We start from the raw sequence: 15,620 nt of genomic DNA on the forward strand, positions 1-15,620 counted from the left end.
GGCAGCGGCGCGGGCGCGGCGGGGCGGCGGAGCGCAGGTCCGGCGGCGGGCGGCGCGGGTAAGCCGTCGGAGGGCTCCAGGGCGTGCTGCTCGACTGCTTTCGACACATGCGCCTCCGGCGGCTCGCACGGACCGGGCTCCGCACCTCCCGTCCGGAGCCCGACGGACCGGGCGGCACCGCCCCGCGGCGTCCCGACCGCGTCCGGCTGTGCCCCGTAGCCCTGTTGTGCCCGCAATCCTGCCGCCCCTCACGTTTCCGCGCCGCAGCGCGATCGCGGGGTGCGGGGGAGCGCCCGCCGCCGGTCACGCGGGCGATCACCGGGCCGGTCACGGGGACCGCTCCCACCTGGCACTGAACCGTAACCATCGCAAATGATCCCGCCGTCGGTGCGATGTGATTACCTATCGACAGGCGCAGCTGTGCGCGCCTGTGTGCGTCGGAGCTGCCGCGGGGGGCTGCGGTTCCGCAGAGGGGAGAGAGCTGTGGTGAGGATGCAGCCGATATCGGGGGTGGCGACCGTGCGGGGCCGCAGGGGACTTCTCGCGCTGGTGCTCGGTGCGCTGCTGGCGCTGGTGACCGCCTGCGCCGGAGGCGGCGGTTCCGGCGACGACGGCACGAAGGGCGGCGGCACCGAGGCCGCCAAGCCGCGGCCGTCCCGGGCCCGGGTCACGGTCGAACCGGGGGACAAGGCGAAGGACGTCGCCACCGGCGGCGCGCTCAGGGTCACCGCCGCCAAGGGCACGCTGACCTCCGTCAAGGTCGAGGACGAAAAGGGCCGGGCGGTCGCCGGGAAGACCGCCGACGGCGGTGCGAGCTGGAAGCCGGACGGGCGCCTGCGCGCCGACACCACGTACACGGTGGACGCCCTCGCGAAGGACGCGGACGGCCGCGCGGCGCGCAAGCACACCACCTTCACCACGCTGAAGCCCGACGAGACCTTCGTCGGCGTCTACAGCCCCGAGGACGGCTCCAAGGTCGGCGTCGGCATGCCGGTCTCGCTCCGCTTCAACCGGGGGATCACCCACCCGGGCGCGGTCGAGAAGGCCATCGAGGTCAGCGCCTCCCCGTCCGTGCCGATCGCGAGCCACTGGTTCGGCAACGACCGGCTGGACTTCCGCCCCGAAAAGTACTGGAAGCCCGGCACCAAGGTGACGCTGAAGCTGGACCTCGACGGCGTCGAGGGCCGCCCGGGGGTGTACGGGGAGCAGGACAAGACCGTGAAGTTCACCATCGGCCGCAGCCAGATATCCGTCGTGGACGCCAAGGCGCACACGATGAAGATCAAGCGGGACGGCAAGACCCTCAAGACGATCCCGATCACCGCGGGCGCGCCCGGCAACGAGACGTACAACGGCACCATGGTCATCAGCGAGAAGCTCGCCGTGACCCGGATGGACGGCGCGACGGTGGGCTTCAAGGGCGAGTACGACATCAAGGACGTGCCGCACGCGATGCGACTGTCGGACTCCGGCACCTTCCTCCACGGCAACTACTGGGCGGGCCGCTCCACCTTCGGCTCGGCCAACGTCAGCCACGGCTGCGTCGGCCTCTTCGACCAGCGCGGCGGAGGCGATCCGTCCACGCCGGCGGCGTGGTTCTTCGGCCAGTCGCTCATCGGGGATGTGGTCATCGTGAAGAACTCGGACGACGAAACGATCCAGCCTGGCAACGGGCTCAGCGACTGGAACATGTCCTGGGAGCAGTGGAGGGCGTAGCCGCACCGGGGCGCTGAGCCGAGGCGGCCACTAATCTGCGGCGTATGACTGTGAATCTTGAGGTCGCCGACGGTGTGGCCACCTTCCGCCTCGACCGCCCCCCGATGAACGCGCTCGACGTCGCCACCCAGGACCGGCTGCGGGAACTCGCCGCGGAGGTCACCCGCCGCGACGACGTACGGGCCGTGGTCGTCTGGGGCGGCGAGAAGGTGTTCGCGGCGGGCGCGGACATCAAGGAGATGCGGGACATGGACCACGCCGCGATGGTGGCCCGCTCCCGCGACCTCCAGGACGCCTTCACCGCCGTCGCCCGCATCCCCAAGCCCGTGGTCGCCGCCGTCACCGGTTACGCGCTCGGCGGCGGCTGCGAGCTGGCGCTGTGCGCCGACTTCCGGATCGCCGCCGAGAACGCCAAGCTCGGCCAGCCCGAGATCCTGCTCGGGCTGATCCCGGGCGCGGGCGGCACCCAGCGGCTGGCCCGGCTGGTGGGCCCGTCCCGGGCCAAGGACCTCATCTTCACGGGCCGTCAGGTGAAGGCCGACGAGGCCGTCGCCATCGGGCTGGTCGACCGGGTCGTACCGGCCGAGGAGGTGTACGAGCAGGCCCACGCCTGGGCAGCGCAGCTGGCCAAGGGCCCGGCGATGGCGCTGCGTGCCGCCAAGGAGTCGGTGGACGCGGGTCTGGAGACGGACCTCGACACCGGGCTCGCCATCGAACGCAACTGGTTCGCCGGGCTGTTCGCCACCGAGGACCGGGAGATCGGAATGCGGAGCTTCGTCGAGGACGGCCCGGGCAAGGCCCGCTTCTCTTGACATAGCCCTGGCCGGGTATGCCCCGTGCGAGCGAATTTCTTCGCCTGCCGGGCGGCCGCCCGATGGCCGGTTCCGGTACGCTGGGTGATCAGCTGTACGCGCGGTGACACCGCTGGTCAGGTGGGGTGTTTTGACTCCCTGCGCTGCCAATGGCATAGCTGGGACCGGTTTGTGGAGCCTGGGGCTCCGGTGTTCGGAATCCCCTGGTTCCGCCCCGGACGGCCTTTCGGGCGGCCATCATGGGGGGCATGGCGGGCTTGGAGGGAATGGAGCAGCCGCAGCAGCGCACTGGTACGGCTGCGGTCCGGCGGCTGCCGTCCGCCGAGGAGGATCCGGCTCTCAGGGCGCTCGAACTGTTCGGGAATCCTGCGGACGAAGAGGTACGGCTGCCGTCCCGGCCCGAATCCGCGGCCACCGCCCGCCGGTTGACCGAATTCGTGGTGCTGCGCGACTGGGGGCTCGCCTGCCAGCTCGCCGAGTACGCGGTGCTGCTCGTCTCGGAGCTGGTGGGCAACGCCGTGCGCCACACCGGCGCCCGCACCTTCGGGCTGCGGATGCTGCGCCGCCGCGGCTGGATCCGGGTCGAGGTGCGCGATCCGTCGCGCGGGCTGCCGTGTCTGCTGCCGGTGGGGGCGCTCGACACCAGCGGGCGCGGCCTCATGCTGGTGGATCAGCTCTCCCAGCGGTGGGGCGTGGACCTGCTGCCGTGCGGCAAGACGACGTGGTTCGAAATGCGGGTCACGGAGAGCGCGTGAGCGACGTGCGTCGCAGGGAGTGGCCTAGGGCAGAGGTCCCGACCGTCCTCGTGTGACGGTCCGGGGACCTCTGTCCGCCCCGCCGCGGAGCGGAAGGGGTGTGGCTCCGCGGCATTCGGGGAACGACCGGGCCCGGGTCAATGGGGGTCGCGGTCCTGACTATTGCAGACCCGGCAGATCACCACCAACTCAATCCAAGGTGAGCTCTGACACCTACCTTGTTAATGGCGGGTAGAAGTGTGAGTTTCCTTTGTTGTTCATCTTATGCCTGTCGGTTCTTGGCATGGCCCTGCCGACGCTTCACCATGGAACCCGCGCTACGCGCGTCACATCCCGTCAGATCCCTGTATTGGCACTGCATTCGGGAGCCCCCCATGGAAGCGCACGGCCCTGCCCCCACCCGACGCACCCTCCTCCGCTCCGGCGCCGGTCTCGGCGCCGCCGCCCTCGCACTCGCCGCCACCACCGCCACCGCCCACGCCGGTGACAGACGCCCCCGCCGCGCCGCCGCCTATCCCCCCACCCACTGGATCCCGGCCTCCACCTCCAACTACCGCGTCTCCAGCCGCCCCACGGCGTACCCGATCGAGGTCGTCGTCATCCATGTGACGCAGGAGACCTTCCAGGACGCGGTGAAGATCTTCCAGGACCCGGCCCGGCAGGTCTCCACCCACTACATGGTCGCCTCGGCCGACGGCTACATCGGGCAGTTCGTCCGCGAGAAGGACGTCGCCTGGCACGCGGGCAACAAGGACTACAACAACCGCAGCATCGGCATCGAACACGAGGGCTGGGTGGACGACCCGGCCTGGTTCACCGAGGAGATGTACGCCTCGTCCGCCGCCCTCACCGCCGCCGTCTGTGACCGCTTCGCCATCCCCAAGGACCGCGACCACATCATCGCCCACAGCGAGGTCCCCGGCTCCGACCACACCGACCCCGGTCCGCTGTGGGACTGGGACCGCTACATGGAGCTGGTCAACCAGGGCTGAACGGACGCTCGCCGGACCTCTGGCCACGGGCCGCTAATCTGTGCGGGTCAGACTCACGCACGAAAGGGGCGGAACAGGTGGCGGACATCGAGGCGGCGCGCAAAGCGTTCGAGCGGTACGACCTCAACGGGGACGGGCTGATCACGGCGGCCGAGTACAAGAGCGTGATGGCGCAGCTGGGGGACCCGTATGTCACGGAGCCCGTCGCCCAGGCCGTGATCAACGCCCACGACGGCAACGGTGACGGTCAGCTCAACTTCGACGAGTTCTGGGCCGCTCAGAACAAGGACTGACCCATCGGGTTCGGGCCGGGCCGCACGGCGGCGCCGCCGGCGCGTCAGCGCCAGCCGCGCCGCTGTGCGCTCGCCCGCCGCCGGCGGTCGTTGCACAGCAGGCAGCGGCCGTAACCGGGTGGCAGCGGATCGTNCAGGCAGCGGCCGTAACCGGGTGGCAGCGGATCGTCCGGGTCCCCGTACAGCGGGTCGACCGCCCCGCGCGGATGCTGGGAGCATCCGGTCGTCCCGTGCTCGGCGGTCAGCGCACCGGCCGCGGCGAGCGCCCGGCGCAGGGCATCGGTGAGCTGCTCGGTCTCCTGGCCCGACGGTGCGGCGTCGAGCGAGAAGGCGATGTCGGACGCGGTCGTGAGCGCGCTGCGGAGTTCGCGGAGGTCTGCGTAGCTCATACCGGAAAGCGTAGGCGCCCCCACCGACAACGCCCCTGACCAGCCCGGACGACGGACCTGACCAGCCTGGACGACGGCCGTCACGCCTCGCTCTGCGTGCGCTCCTCCTCGTCGTCGTCGCCGTCCACGAGGTCCTCGATCGCGTTCGCCACCCGGGTGACCGTGGCCCAGGTCTTCAGCGACGCCTTGCTGGAGAAGTCCGCCACGTTCTTGTCCACCGGCCGGTCGGTGTATTGGTGGATCCGCCACTTCGCCTTGATCCGCGGCTTGCCCGCCGAGACGTAGTCGGCGATCCACAGCCCGTCTCCGGCGTAGGAGGTGGTGTCGTGGTTGAGCCAGAAGTTCCGGTTGCAGTACAGCATCACGCGGTGCGTGGGCCGCAGCTTCTTGACCTCCCGGATGAACCGGTCCTTCTCCGCGTTGCTTGCATACGTCCCCGAGCCCGTGGTCTCCCAGTCCACGGCGAGCAGATCGTGCTTCTGGGAGGCGCACTTCTCGACGAAGTACCGGGCCTGCGCGGCGATGTTCCCGGGCCACAGGAAGTGGTAGAAACCGACGACACACCCCGCCTTCCGTGCCTTGGCCGCCTGGGAGGACTGCTTCGGATTGATGTACGACCGACCCTCGGTGGCCTTGATGAAGACAAAGGCCAGTCCGTCCGTGTCGAAGCTGGACTGGTGCGAACTCACGTCGATGCCGTGCAGCATGGTTCCTGCCTCAGGGGAGAAGGTGAAAAGGGGGAACGGGCGTCTCCCTTGTCATGCCCGGTCCAGAACCCTACGCAACGCTGTCGGGGTCACGCAGGGTATTTGCACGTGCGACTGATTTGGCCGGGAAATGTGAATTTCTCCCCCACCGTCATGCTATGCCGTCGCCCCGCACTCACCCTTGCACATGAGTCTGGAGAACGTCGCAGGTGTACTGGAACTCCTCCGTCAACCGCGTGGCCTCGATCACCAGCACCCCGTACGGCCGCGTGGGGTCGCCCAGCGGCAGACCGTCGCTCTCCGCCTGCTCGGTGACGGTCCGGCGCTGCTCCTGCATGTCCTCGGCCAGCTCGCACAACTGCGCGGCCTGGTCCCGCAGATGTGTCTCGTCCAGTTGGGCCAGCACCCGTACGATCTCCTCCAGCGAGCCCAGATAGGTGCCGTAGCACCGCAGGAACTGCCGGTAGCTGTCGTCCCGCTCCTCCTCGCGCCACCGCTCCAGGCTCCTGGTGAGCGACGCCAGTTGATACGCGGCCCGCTCCAACGCGTCGAGCACGGCACGGTAGTTCGCGAACGACGTGCGCCCCCGATGCTGCGGCAGCAGCCGCCGCGGATTGAACGGAACGCTCTCCTCCGCGGTCCGCAGACCCGACCTCGCCTGACTGACCAGCGCCTGGGCGTGATTCGACCGGGAACGCCAGTCGCGTGCGTGCTCCTCGGCGAACTCCCCGTCGCGCATCGCCGGTCCCATGTCCGCGAGCAATGATTCCAGCGCCCCGGCCAGGGCCCGGATCCCGTGCTCCGCGCTCCGGTACCGCAGCGGCGGTACGAGCACCACGTTCACCAGCAGCCCGAGCGAACACCCGATGAGGACGAGCAGCACGATCTGCCCCAGCTGGGTCGCCCGCTCCGTATTGCTCGTCGCGGAGGCATAGGTGGAGAACGCGAAGAACGCCGCCGTCGCGACCTGCGACCGCTGCGCCCCCAGCGCCCTCCACTGCCCGATCGTCAGCGCGATGGCGGCGACCAGCACGAACGTCACCGGATCCGGCCCCGCCAAAAACCCCAGCGCCGCCTGGACCGCCACCCCCGTCACCACCGCGGCGACATAGCGCAGGGACTGCGCGATCGACTGGTACACCGTCACGTTCATGATGAGGACGGCGGAGAAGGGCGCGAACGCGGGCGACTGCGCGTGCAGCAGGTCTGCCGCCGTGAACCAGGCGAGGGTGGCCGCGAGGGTGGACTTGCCGATCAGCAGCAGCGTGTGCCGCTCGGGCCCGTGCTGTACCGCCGCCCGATGCCCCCACGCCCACAGCCGCCCCCGCCTCGTCCGTTCCTCGTCATGCCCACCGCCTGTGCTCGTCCGGCCGTCCATTCGCCTATGGGTTCCCCCTCGGCGTGATCTCTCACCTGGTGGGCGCCAGCCCGCACCTGGTGTACACGGCCCTCGCCGCGCTGGGCGTCGGGGTGCTGCTGCCGGCCAAGGGCTGGGCGCGTGTCATCGGCCTGCTGCCGCCGGTAGCCGCGTCCGTGCTGCACATGCTGACGAACTACGCCGCCGCGCATCCGGCCGACCAGGACGCCGCGTCGCGGGTCGACGCGTTCGAGGGGGCGCTGTGGGCCGGACCGCTGGTGTGCCTGGCGGTCGCCATGGTCGCCGACCTGCGGCAGGTGCGGCGCGGCAAGGCGTACGCGCCGGACGTCCTGCTACCCGCCGAGTGGGCCGGGCGGTCGGGGCTGAGCGCGCTCGCGGCGTACGGGGCGTGGTGCGTGAAACGGGGGGCCACGCGTCTTCGCCGGGGTGACCGATGTTCATGACGGCCAGCACGGAGTGCGTACCGTCCCCGAAGAACTCCTTGTTGAGGCCGGGTTCGTCGTAACCCGTCATCGGTCCGGCCGCCAGCCCGGCCGCCCCCCGGCCGCCAGCCCGGCCGCCCGGATCCCGACGATGAAATACCCGACCTGAATGCAGCCGTTGGTCACCGCCGACTTCGTACGGGAGGCGGGATCGGCGAACACCTCCTTTCGTGTGCCGGTTGACGCGCCCGGCGTCGGGTACCCGTCCCGGTGCGGGCCGGACCGCACCGGGACGCAGCAGAGCGCGGCGCTTCAGGCTGCCCGTCCGGGAGCCGTCGAGCCGTCGAAGACGGCCGCGGAGATGTTGCCGCCGAACCCGATGCCGAGTTGCAGGGTGACCCCGCTGTCGCGCTCGATGACATCTCGTGCGAGCCGGGGGTGTCCGTTCGACACCGGCTTGGGCACCGGGAGGCGGCCCGCCCGGTACGAGGCGGCCATCACCACGGTGTCCATCAGCGGTGCGGCGCCCATGGTGTGACCGAGCAGCGGCTTGAGCCCGTACCCCGCCGCCTGGTCGAGGTGGTCCAGCACTGCCGTGTCAGCCTGGTTGCACTCTTCGGTACCGGTCCCGTGAGCGCTGTAGTACTCCACCGCGGACCGCTCGGTGCCGGCGGCGGCGAGTGCGTCGTCGACGACGCGCAACATCTGGACGTGGTCGGGCTTGATGGCCACCGGGTGGTAGGCGTCATTGCCGAGCGTCGACGACAGCAGCCTGGCGTACGGGTGGGCCGTGGACGAGCGGCTGAGTACCACTGCGGCGGCCGCCTCCCCCAGTACGAATCCGCGGGAGCCCTCCTGGAAGGGCCGGCACACGGCCTCTGGCGGCGCGTCGTGAATGAGCGGACCGAGCGAGGCGAACAGGGTCATCTCCTCGCCGTCGAACCCGATGTCGGCCGCGGTGACCACCACATCGGTGGCGTCTCCGCAGTCCAGCAACCGTTGCGCAACGGCCAGTGCGTGCAGCCCGGACGAACAGGCCGCGCTGACCACCATGGAAGGTCCGGTGAACTGGTGCCGCATCATGGCCATGCCAGGCGGAGTGGTCCACGCTTGCTCCACGTACGAACGCCGCGGACTGACGGACTCGGGGGCCAGATACCGCGTGCGCATGAGTTCGAGGTCGGCGCGGGTCGTCGAGTGCACGATCGCGACACGTTCGCCGGGCTCCCACCCCGAGTTCCGCGCGTCCTCCAGTGCCTCGTCGACGGCGGCGGCGTAGGCCTGTGCGTACCGTGACGTGCCGCTGTTCTCGCGCTCCGGGCCTTCCGGGACCCGGGCGAACCAGCAGCCCTCCGGGAATCGGCCGCCCAGCTCGTACCACTGCTGGGCGGCGGGGCGGCCACTGGAGAGGCCGTCCCACATGGTGTCGATTCCCCAGCCGTAGCCGGTCACCGCGCCGATTCCGGCGATGGAGATACTTGTGCTGTACATGTCACACCTCGCTGAACGGGCTGGCCTGCAACTGATGACTTCTGTTGTCGAGCCGGGTGGGCCGGGTCGGTGCCGACTCGTCGGAACCAGGGGGCTAGGCGGTCTCCAGTACCGCCTCGAGGACGCTGACCGCGGACTCGGTGGGAACGACCTCCCGCAGTCGGAGCCCGGCCCGGGCCAGGAGGACCTCGTACTCCTGCGCGGTGCGCTCCCGGCCGGTGGTGAGCGTGACCATCGCGAGGTCCAGCATCTTGCCGGGGTGTGGCTCGTCGCCGGAGGGCAGCACCATCTCCACGACGAGCAGCCGACTGCGCGGGGACATCGCCGCCGCGCAGGAGCGGAGGATGCGCAGGCAGGAGTCCTCGTCGCAGTTGTGCAGGATGTGCGACAGCAGGTACGCGTCGGACCCGGGCGGCACCGCGTCGAAGAAACTTCCGCTGTCGGTGACGCAGCGGTCCGCCATTCCGGACGCCTCGATGTACTCGCGGGCGTGCTCCGCGCCCTCCGGAAGGTCGAACAGGACACCGGACAGGTGGGGATGCTCCTGGAGCACGGCCAGCAGCAAGGTTCCGACGCCGCCGCCGACGTCCGTGACGTGCTCGGCCCAGGAGAAGTCGTACGCGCGGGCCACGGCCTCCGGCTCGTCACCGTGCACGGCGATCATCATGCGGTCGAACGCGGCACCTCTGTCGGGGCGTTGCCGCAGATAGTCGAACCACGGCAGGCCGAGGGCGATCTCCGTTCCGGTCCGCTCGGTGGTCAGCCGCTGGGGGAGGACGGTCAGCGCGTCCCAGATGGGACCTTGCAGGGTGAGCACCATGTCGCGGGTGCCGCTGGGGTGGCCGGTGCACAACGTCTCGCCGATGGGCGTCAACGCGTAGGCCCGCCCGTCCTTGTCCCCCTCCCCGTCCTTGTCCTTGTTCCCGTCCCCGGTCCCGGCCCCGCGAACGGGGACGGTACACAGCACACCTGTGCTCGCCACGGCCCGCAGAACCTGGTGCAGCGAGTCGGCGCGTACGCCGGTCTTGTCCGCGAGGGTGCGGCAGGACCGCGCCCCGTCGCTGAGCAGGTCGGGGATGCCGAGCGAGGTGACGACATACAGGGCTCGTGCCATGAAGACGTTGAACATCGTGTCCTGGATACCGCGTGGTGCCGTTTCGGCCGTGGCCACAGCTGTCTCCCTGCTGTAGGTGGGCGGGGACTTCCGCCGTAACTGGTCGCCCTTCGGACGCGTCATATGAATTCGGTGATGTTTTCCTCGACGCCCAGCAGGGCCCGCCCGAACACCTCCTTGTTGACCACCGGGCTGGCGAACGCGTGCCGACTGGCCGTCTGGATGTCGCGGACGATGCCTCCGAGCGGGCTCGCCTCGGCGAATGCCGAGGCACCGTGTGCGGAGACCAAGAGGTCGACCGCTTCGCAGCACTGGGCCACCACATGTCCGAAGTGCAGGCGAATGCGGGCGCGGGAGACGACATCGGGGTACGTCCCGGCGGCTGCGTATGCGTCGATGCTGTCAGCCGCGCTGTGGGCCAGGGCGGTGGCCGCGTCCACGCGTGCCGCTGCCTCGGCGACAGCAAGCTGGAACGCCGTGGAATCGCTGCGCCTGTCGTAGGTCGTGAACGAGATACCACGCGTCGACGCGTCCTTCGCGACGAGTTCCAGCGCGGCGCGGGCCATCCCGATGTAGGGGCCCATCATGTGGGTCACCAGGGTCGGCAGGAACGCCGTCCGATACCGGGGGCTGCCGGGCTCGCCCTCTTGGAGCGCGAGATCGCCGCGGACGGCCGGCATCACGGACAGCACGCGGTGGTCGGGTACGAAGAGGCGTTCACCGGAAAGGGTATTGCTGCCGGTGCCACGCATGCCTGTGGTGAACCAGGTGTCGTCGACCCGCAGTTCGCTCATGGGGATGAGAGCGAAACCGAGATTTCCGCCGTCCGGGTGTTCTGTGTCCGCCGCGTCGGGGCGGGGAAAGCCGAGCATTGCCCACTGGGCATGTGCGCAGCCTGACGCGGGGCTCCACCGTCCGCTGACCGTCCAGCCCCCTGCGACGCGGTGCGCCGTCGCGCTGGGAGCGAAGACCGAACACACCCGCGTGTCAGGACCGTTCGCGTACACCTCCGCTTGGCCGGCCTCGGGGAACAGCCCGACCAGCCAGTCGCCGCAGCCGAGGATCCAGTGCACCCAACCAGCGGACGGGTCGCCCTTCGTCACCTCGATCGTGGTGTCCACCATGGTGCGAAGGTCGCATTCCCATCCCCCGAACCGCCTCGGCACCCACATCCGGGACAGCCCGGCTCCGGCGAGTCCGGACATCACTTGATCGGTCAGGCGGCGTCGTTCATCGCCGGCGACGCGATTCTGCTCCAGCAGTTCGCGGAGTGCCGTGGCACGGCCCACGAACCCCGGGTCCGGCGTATTCGCTGAATCCGGCACACCCTCGGCGGGAATTGTTGCCGCCTCCACAGCGCTCATCATTTTCCCCTTCTCGCCAGCGGAATTCCCGCGCGGCGATTACAGGGCCCGCGCGGCACGGGACATGAAAACTGACTGCCTTGCCGAGCAGCCCGGGGAGCGCCACTGACGTGGTGGCTCCCCGGACCGGCTGGGATGACGACAGGTCGTCAAGCGGACGGCATGTCGGGAAATCAGCCGCCGAGCGTACCCACGGCAGTCTCCGCGATGGGGGAGAGGACATCGTCCGCCATCTTCCCGTGAACCTTGAGATTGCCGGCCGGGTCGGTGAGCATGCTGGTCACCTCCCACGTGGGGTCACTCAGGTGGTACATCTCCACGTGGTGCCACAGAGCGCCCACAGACTCCCCAACCGGCGCGGTGACGGAGCCCGACGGCTCCTTGTCATGCGCCGAAGCGGTGCCCGTCCCGGCGAAACCCGCGATCGCGCCGGCTGCCACCAGAGTCCCCGCGGCCCGCATCAGCCGCCGTCGGCCGTTTGCAGGGCGGTCGGCTCGTACCTTGCTGAAAGAAGCAAACATGGACTCTCTCTTTCTCTACACGGGGTTCTGCCGTCGCCCTCTGGCGCTTGCTGAAGAGTTCACCAGCCCACCGAAGGACCGGAGTTTCTCGGCAGTTGCCTGACGATGAAAGATCAATCACTGCGCCAAGCACCCGCTATTGAGGGTCAGTTGACTCGATCGGCACCACAACGAAATGGCGAGGAAACGACTCTGACGCCCGCTTGGAGGGTGGCGGTCCAAAGCAAGAGACCCGTTGTGCGCATTCACGCCCTTCGCTAGGGTCATTTCGGGATTTGAACGCGAACAACGGTTTCTTCGGACAGTCCGCCGGCAGCAGTCCCGTGACGGCATCCGCAAGATCGGTACCCAGGCCCCCGTCTGACTCAAGGAGCTCCGTTCATGCCTCCCACCCCCGCCACTCTTGACGCACCGGCCACCAGCCCCGAGTCTCCGGCACCTGATGGCCCCACCCCCGCCGCATCAGCGCACGCGTACGACACCGGGCTCTTGTTGCTCCGAGTCGTGCTCGGGCTGACCATCGCGGCGCACGGCTCGCAGAAGCTGTTCGGCTGGTTCGGCGGCCTCGGCCTCGACGGCATCGGCAAGGCCTTCACCGGCATGGGGTACCCGGCGGGCAGGACGATGGCCGCCATCGCAGGGATCACCGAGATGCTCGGCGGAATCGGTCTGGTGCTCGGCTTGATCACGCCGCTCGCGGGTGCCGCCGTCTTCGGCACGATGGTCAATGCCATCGTCGTGGACGCGAACGGCGGTTTCTTCCTGCCCAAGGGCGTGGAGTACGCGGTGCTGCTCGCCGCCGGAGCCGCGGCCCTCGCCTTGACCGGTCCCGGCCGGTACGCCGTCGACCGGGTGCTCCCGGGGCTGCGCGCGCACCGCCTCGCATACGGGGTGGCAGCCTTGCTGCTCGGCGCCGTGCTGGCGGCCGGGACCCTTCTGATACGCCACTGAGCAAGAGGGCCGAACAGCCGAGAGCAGCAGCACTATTGGCTGTCACGACTGTCAGAAGAGGCCCAGCCCGATGCGGTGCGCCGTCCGGCACCTGGTCGGCCGCGCAGGCCGTCCAGGGCGTGGAATGCGCTGCCATCAGGCCGCATCACCACCTGTCCGGGCAGCACACCCAGGGGTGGCACCCGGCCGGTCCGCCCTCCCGGGCAGATGCCTTCGGGATACAGTCCTGCCAGGGACCGGGCCGGGGCCACGGGAGGGCTGGTGTGTTCGAGATCGTGACGGTGAGTGCGCTCACCGCGTTGCTCACGGCGGTGGGCAACGGCGCCGCCGGGGAGGTCGGCAAGCAGGTGCTCGTCTCGACGGGCGCGCTGGTGCGGCGGACCCTGGGGCGGGAGACGCCGCTGCCGACCAGCCCGGAGGGGTGGGAGCTGCTGGCGCGTCAGATGCATCCGCGGCTCAGCGAGGATCCACGGCGCGGCGATGAGTTCGCGCTGCTGGCACGCAGTCTGCCGCAGCTGGCGCTGCGCCCCGGCACCGGACTGCCGCCCGCCACACGGGACTTCACCGACCGTCAGGACGTGCTGAGGCAGCTGAAGCGAGAGGCGACCCGCGCCGCCGCGGGGCGGCCGCGGGTCGCGCTGCTGTACGGGCCGCCCGGCATCGGCACCAGCGCGGTGGCGCTGCACTGGGGCGCCGACCGGATCGCGCAGTACCCCGACGGGCAGTTCTACGTCGACGTGCGCGATGCCCCCGGGGAGAACGGGCTCGAACCGGCCGCCGTCCTGCTGCGCCTGCTCCGGCAGATGGGCGTCCAGCCCGACGACATGCCGCCCACGGAAGTGGGGCGCGAAGAGCTGTACCGGCGGTTGACGGCGGGCCGCCGGGCTCTGGTGGTGATCGACCACGCCTCCGCGGCCGCGCAGGTCCGCGGGCTCATCCCCGCCACACCGGAGGTGTTCCTACTGGTCGTCGCGTCCGGCCCGGCGTTCCTGCTGGAGGCCGAGCGGATCGCCGTACCTCCCCTGAAGGACCGGGACGCGATGGCGCTGCTGCGCAAGGTGGCGGGCCCGGAGCCCGTCGCGCGCGCCAAGCCGCAGATGCCCGCCCTCCTCGACGGCTGCGCGGGCAATGCCTTCGCGCTCAAGGCCGCGGCGGTTCGCCTCCTGACCGGGGAACCGCCCCTCGCCGAAACGACGGACCGGCAACCGGTGCGCGGCATGACCCAGGACGCCTGCCGCCGTATGCGGCCGGAGGCGGCGCGGCTGTGCCGGTTGACCGCGCTGGGCGGCTGGCCCGCGTTCGACGCCCGCCTGGCCGGGCACACCGCGGACGTCGCCCCGGAGGACGCCGCCCGGATGCTCGCCGAGGCGGCGGACGTCCAGCTCATGGAGCCCATGGGGGACGGCCGCTACCGCTTCCGGCCCGAGGTGCGCCGCCACCTGGCCGACACCGCGGGGCCGGAGCACGGGATCGCGGAGTGTGCCGCGGCGGTGTCCCGGGCGCTCGACGGCCTGCTGAACCTGGCCCTCCACGCCGCACACGCCGCCCTGCCGCAGAGCTGGCGCACCGAGCCCGCACCGGCCGAGGGAACCCCGTACGCCGATGAGGCCGACGGCATGGCCGCGTTGCTGGCCGAAGCGGGCAACCTGGTCCAGGCGGTCTCCGTCGCCGAGGAGTACCAGCACATCGACACGGCACTGCGCCTGGCCCGCGCGCTGTGGCCGCTCCAGCTGAAGGCCGGGAAGGTGGACGACGCGCTGCCCGCCCTCCGCATCGCGGCCCGCTGCGCCGACGAGCACCACCCCCGCACCCGCCTCGCGGGTGCACTGCACTTCCAGCTCGGCCACTGCCTCGGCGAACAGAGGCAGTGGGAGGAGGCCGAGCGCGCGGTACGCGCCGCCGTCGACTGCGAACGCGCGGCGGGGCACGCGCGGGGCGAGGCGTCGTCCGTGGAAATGCTGGGCCTGCTGTGTCTGTACCAGTGGCGGTACCCGGAGGCGTACGAGCGGTTCTCCGAGGCGGAGCGGATCTACGGGCGCATCGGCCCCGACGAGGAGGGCGCCCGGGACCTTCCGCGCGCCCTCGCCCTGATCAAGCGCCACCAGGGGCGCGCTCTGCGCGGCATGGAGGAGCTGACGGAGTCCCGTACCCGGCTGGAGGCCGCGCGGGACTTCTTCGCGGAGCAGGGCGAGGCGTACAACTTGGCCCGCACCCTCACGGACCTCGCCGAGACGCTGCACGACGCCGGGGACGACGCCGACGCCCTGACGAAGATCGCCGAGGCGGAACGCCTGCTCACCCCGGAGCGGGCGGCTCCGCACCTGGCTTACCTCGCCGGTCTGCGGGAGCGCTGCGAGACGTAACGCCGGCAGCCGCTACGCGGCGGCTCTCCCCTACGCCGCCCCTTCCCGAAACCGGGGGCACCCCGGGCCCCGGCCTGGTGGGGGTTTCGCCGCTGGGTGCGGGCCGGTGGCCGGGTTGTGCCCACCCGTTCCTCCCCCAGCTACCGCTGGGAGGTGCCCCCCGGCGGAACGATTGCCCACAACCTGGGTACAGCAGGGAGCCGCTACTCGGCGGGGGAGGGGGCGGGTGCGCCCACCCCCGCCCGGCTGCCCGCCGCCGGGCGGGCCGGATGCGGGCCGGGGCCGGGGCCATCGGCGGGAGGGGGCGGGGTTGCGCCCACCCCCGCCCAGCACCACGCCACCGGGCGAACCG

Annotated in this window: 16 protein-coding genes; 8 read left to right on the forward strand and 8 right to left on the reverse strand. The window is 70.7% G+C overall.

The genetic code is table 11. The features are described from left to right. Positions 1 to 492 precede the first annotated feature (492 nt). The 5 genes from EEJ42_RS22515 to EEJ42_RS22535 all read left to right on the forward strand — a co-directional run bounded on the left by EEJ42_RS22515 (position 493) and on the right by EEJ42_RS22535 (position 4,568). Positions 493 to 1,716, forward strand: a complete 1,224-nt coding sequence (locus EEJ42_RS22515; RefSeq protein ID WP_123102259.1) for a L,D-transpeptidase — start codon at positions 493 to 495, stop codon at positions 1,714 to 1,716. 44 nt (positions 1,717 to 1,760) lie between these two features. Next, a complete protein-coding gene (locus EEJ42_RS22520) occupies positions 1,761 to 2,528 on the forward strand; it encodes an enoyl-CoA hydratase/isomerase family protein (protein WP_009714891.1) in 768 nt (255 codons plus the stop codon). Between the two features lie 248 nt (positions 2,529 to 2,776). After that, positions 2,777 to 3,283: an ATP-binding protein gene (locus EEJ42_RS22525; protein WP_123102261.1), complete on the forward strand. Its 507-nt coding sequence runs from the start codon at positions 2,777 to 2,779 to the stop codon at positions 3,281 to 3,283. A gap of 374 nt (positions 3,284 to 3,657) precedes the next feature. Then, positions 3,658 to 4,275 carry an N-acetylmuramoyl-L-alanine amidase gene (locus EEJ42_RS22530; RefSeq protein WP_123102263.1) on the forward strand — a complete coding sequence of 206 codons (618 nt, stop codon included), beginning with the start codon at positions 3,658 to 3,660 and terminating at the stop codon, positions 4,273 to 4,275. Positions 4,276 to 4,352: 77 nt separating this feature from the next. After that, complete coding sequence (locus tag EEJ42_RS22535) at positions 4,353 to 4,568, forward strand: EF-hand domain-containing protein (protein ID WP_123102265.1); 216 nt, start codon at positions 4,353 to 4,355, stop codon at positions 4,566 to 4,568. A gap of 44 nt (positions 4,569 to 4,612) precedes the next feature. On the opposite strand, the gene EEJ42_RS22540 is transcribed toward EEJ42_RS22535, so the two are convergent. The 3 genes from EEJ42_RS22540 to EEJ42_RS22550 form a co-directional block, all read right to left on the reverse strand. Then, positions 4,613 to 4,957, reverse strand: a complete 345-nt coding sequence (locus EEJ42_RS22540) for a hypothetical protein (RefSeq protein ID WP_123102267.1) — start codon at positions 4,955 to 4,957, stop codon at positions 4,613 to 4,615. 80 nt (positions 4,958 to 5,037) lie between these two features. Further along, positions 5,038 to 5,664, reverse strand: a complete 627-nt coding sequence (locus EEJ42_RS22545) for a glycoside hydrolase family 25 protein (protein ID WP_123102269.1) — start codon at positions 5,662 to 5,664, stop codon at positions 5,038 to 5,040. A gap of 175 nt (positions 5,665 to 5,839) precedes the next feature. Continuing rightward, the gene (locus EEJ42_RS22550) at positions 5,840 to 7,042 is read right to left on the reverse strand and encodes an aromatic acid exporter family protein (protein ID WP_123102271.1); all 1,203 of its coding nucleotides are present in this window, start codon (positions 7,040 to 7,042) and stop codon (positions 5,840 to 5,842) included. Between the two features lie 23 nt (positions 7,043 to 7,065). Here EEJ42_RS22550 and EEJ42_RS51075 point away from each other — a divergent pair, with 23 nt between their 5' ends. Then, positions 7,066 to 7,485 carry a hypothetical protein gene (locus EEJ42_RS51075; protein WP_184503212.1) on the forward strand — a complete coding sequence of 140 codons (420 nt, stop codon included), beginning with the start codon at positions 7,066 to 7,068 and terminating at the stop codon, positions 7,483 to 7,485. 66 nt (positions 7,486 to 7,551) lie between these two features. On the opposite strand, the gene EEJ42_RS54265 is transcribed toward EEJ42_RS51075, so the two are convergent. The 5 genes from EEJ42_RS54265 to EEJ42_RS22575 form a co-directional block, all read right to left on the reverse strand. Next, positions 7,552 to 7,686, reverse strand: a complete 135-nt coding sequence (locus tag EEJ42_RS54265) for a hypothetical protein (protein WP_342778310.1) — start codon at positions 7,684 to 7,686, stop codon at positions 7,552 to 7,554. A gap of 90 nt (positions 7,687 to 7,776) precedes the next feature. Beyond that, entirely contained in the window at positions 7,777 to 8,955 is a 1,179-nt protein-coding gene (locus tag EEJ42_RS22560; protein WP_123102273.1) for a beta-ketoacyl synthase N-terminal-like domain-containing protein, read from the reverse strand. Positions 8,956 to 9,049: 94 nt separating this feature from the next. Next, a complete protein-coding gene (locus EEJ42_RS22565; protein ID WP_184503213.1) occupies positions 9,050 to 10,126 on the reverse strand; it encodes a methyltransferase in 1,077 nt (358 codons plus the stop codon). Between the two features lie 62 nt (positions 10,127 to 10,188). Continuing rightward, positions 10,189 to 11,433 carry an acyl-CoA dehydrogenase family protein gene (locus tag EEJ42_RS22570; protein WP_123102277.1) on the reverse strand — a complete coding sequence of 415 codons (1,245 nt, stop codon included), beginning with the start codon at positions 11,431 to 11,433 and terminating at the stop codon, positions 10,189 to 10,191. Positions 11,434 to 11,606: 173 nt separating this feature from the next. Continuing rightward, complete coding sequence (locus EEJ42_RS22575; protein ID WP_148082010.1) at positions 11,607 to 11,873, reverse strand: hypothetical protein; 267 nt, start codon at positions 11,871 to 11,873, stop codon at positions 11,607 to 11,609. Positions 11,874 to 12,335: 462 nt separating this feature from the next. Here EEJ42_RS22575 and EEJ42_RS22580 point away from each other — a divergent pair, with 462 nt between their 5' ends. Both EEJ42_RS22580 and EEJ42_RS22585 read left to right on the forward strand, forming a co-directional pair. Beyond that, positions 12,336 to 12,905: a DoxX family protein gene (locus EEJ42_RS22580; protein ID WP_123102281.1), complete on the forward strand. Its 570-nt coding sequence runs from the start codon at positions 12,336 to 12,338 to the stop codon at positions 12,903 to 12,905. A gap of 263 nt (positions 12,906 to 13,168) precedes the next feature. Continuing rightward, entirely contained in the window at positions 13,169 to 15,268 is a 2,100-nt protein-coding gene (locus tag EEJ42_RS22585) for an ATP-binding protein (protein WP_123102283.1), read from the forward strand. Positions 15,269 to 15,620: the final 352 nt, after the last annotated feature.

It is taken from the genome of Streptomyces botrytidirepellens (genome assembly GCF_003721215.1).
Taxonomy (GTDB): domain Bacteria; phylum Actinomycetota; class Actinomycetes; order Streptomycetales; family Streptomycetaceae; genus Streptomyces; species Streptomyces himastatinicus.

Bases quoted from the DNA above. Each gene is read 5' to 3' on its own strand.
- EEJ42_RS22515 (WP_123102259.1), top strand. From the start codon at position 493: ATGCAGCCGATATCGGGGGTGGCGACCGTGCGGGGCCGCAGGGGACTT.
- EEJ42_RS22520 (WP_009714891.1), top strand. From the start codon at position 1,761: ATGACTGTGAATCTTGAGGTCGCCGACGGTGTGGCCACCTTCCGCCTC.
- EEJ42_RS22525 (WP_123102261.1), top strand. From the start codon at position 2,777: ATGGCGGGCTTGGAGGGAATGGAGCAGCCGCAGCAGCGCACTGGTACG.
- EEJ42_RS22530 (WP_123102263.1), top strand. From the start codon at position 3,658: ATGGAAGCGCACGGCCCTGCCCCCACCCGACGCACCCTCCTCCGCTCC.
- EEJ42_RS22545 (WP_123102269.1), bottom strand. From the start codon at position 5,664: ATGCTGCACGGCATCGACGTGAGTTCGCACCAGTCCAGCTTCGACACG.
- EEJ42_RS22550 (WP_123102271.1), bottom strand. From the start codon at position 7,042: ATGGACGGCCGGACGAGCACAGGCGGTGGGCATGACGAGGAACGGACG.
- EEJ42_RS22560 (WP_123102273.1), bottom strand. From the start codon at position 8,955: ATGTACAGCACAAGTATCTCCATCGCCGGAATCGGCGCGGTGACCGGC.
- EEJ42_RS22570 (WP_123102277.1), bottom strand. From the start codon at position 11,433: ATGAGCGCTGTGGAGGCGGCAACAATTCCCGCCGAGGGTGTGCCGGAT.
- EEJ42_RS22580 (WP_123102281.1), top strand. From the start codon at position 12,336: ATGCCTCCCACCCCCGCCACTCTTGACGCACCGGCCACCAGCCCCGAG.